General features: G+C 41.1%; 1 pseudogene. It reads right to left on the bottom strand.

Annotated elements, in window-relative coordinates:
- A pseudogene (locus tag FJG96_RS00070) lies at positions 1 to 1762 on the bottom strand (hypothetical protein); the annotation flags it as partial.

Below are 1762 nucleotides of genomic sequence, written 5' to 3' on the forward strand. Positions count from 1 at the left end.
CATTAACCGCATCCGTAGAAGCTTGCCCAACATCTCCGGCAGCAAGATTCTTAATCTTGCTATCCTTGTCTCCATGCGTTGCTACAAACGCATTATGTTCATTGCTCCATAACAACGAATCCCCTTTAACTTCCTTATTAATATTGTCTAACTTTTCATTAAACTCATTAACAACAGTATTCAGATGCTTGTTCACATTGCTGAAGTTCGTATCAACTCCTGCAAATGCAGTGCCTACATCATTATAGGTCTTGCTTTCACCTTCCTTACCATCTTCATTGAACGTCTTCAGTATAAAGCTTGGTGCAACCCATTTGCCATCCTCATAGCTAGCTTTACCACCTAATGACTTTGCAACACTGCTACCTAAAGCATGAAGTTGATTACCAGCCACAGCATCACTTGAGCTAGCATTAATAGCTCCATTCGCAAGTGATCTAATCTTGCTATTCGTTTTACTACCTTCTTTGCCATGTTCTGCTACAAACGCACCTTTAGTCTCATCCCACAACAAAGCATCACTTTGAACTGTGCTGATCTCTTTGCCAATTTCATCCTTAATATTCGCAAACTGATCTTTGACTTTCTCAAATGAATCGCCAACACCAGTAAAGGCAGAGGTTACATCATTATAACTCGTGTCAGTAACATCACCATTGTCGTTGAAACCCTTAAAATGGAATTTAGGCGCTACCCATTTGCCATTCTCATAGCTCGCTTCACCACCTAATGACTTCGCAACACTGCTACCCAAAGCATAAAGCTGTGAACCATTAACCGCATCCGTAGAAGCTTGACCAACATCTCCGGCAGCAAGATTCTTAATCTTGCTATCCTTGTCTCCATGCGTTGCTACAAACGCATTATGTTCATTGCTCCATAACAACGAATCCCCTTTAACTTCCTTATTAATATTGTCTAACTTTTCATTAAACTCATTAACAACAGTATTCAGATGCTTGTTAACATTGCTGAAGTTCGTATCAACTCCTGCAAATGCAGTGCCTACATCATTATAGGTCTTGCTTTCACCTTCATTACCATCTTCATTGAACGTCTTCAGTATAAAGCTTGGTGCAACCCACTTGCCATTCTCATAGCTCGCTTCACCACCTAATGACTTTGCAACATTGCTACCCAAAGCATAAAGCTGTGAACCATTAACCGCATCCGCTGAACCAGAGGAAACAGTTCCATCCGCAAGATGCATAATCTTACTGTTACTTCTTGCCCCTTCTGCTCCATGACCTGCATCATATGCTTTATCCTCACCATTCCAAGACAATGCATCGCTCTTGATCTGTTCGCTAATCTGATTGCCAAGCTCTTGCTTAATCTGATTGGTGATTTTGGTACCAAAGTTTGTGAATGCTACATTAACCCCTCCAAAGGCATCCGATACATTCCCATAGTCCTTCGTTCCTTCCGTACCATCTTCACTAAAGGTTTTAACCGTGAATTTAGGCGCTACCCATTTGCCATCTTCATAGCTAGCTTTACCACCTAATGACTTTGCAACACTGCTACCCAAAGCATAAAGCTGTGAACCATTAACCGCATCCGTAGAAGCTTGCCCAACATCTCCGGCAGCAAGATTCTTAATCTTGCTATCCTTGTCTCCATGCGTTGCTACAAACGCATTATGTTCATTGCTCCATAACAACGAATCCCCTTTAACTTCCTTATTAATATTGTCTAACTTTTCATTAAACTCATTAACAACAGTATTCAGATGCTTGTTCACATTGCTGAAGTTCGTATC

Source organism: Bartonella mastomydis, from assembly GCF_900185775.1.
In the GTDB taxonomy this organism is placed as follows: Bacteria; Pseudomonadota; Alphaproteobacteria; order Rhizobiales; family Rhizobiaceae; genus Bartonella; species Bartonella elizabethae.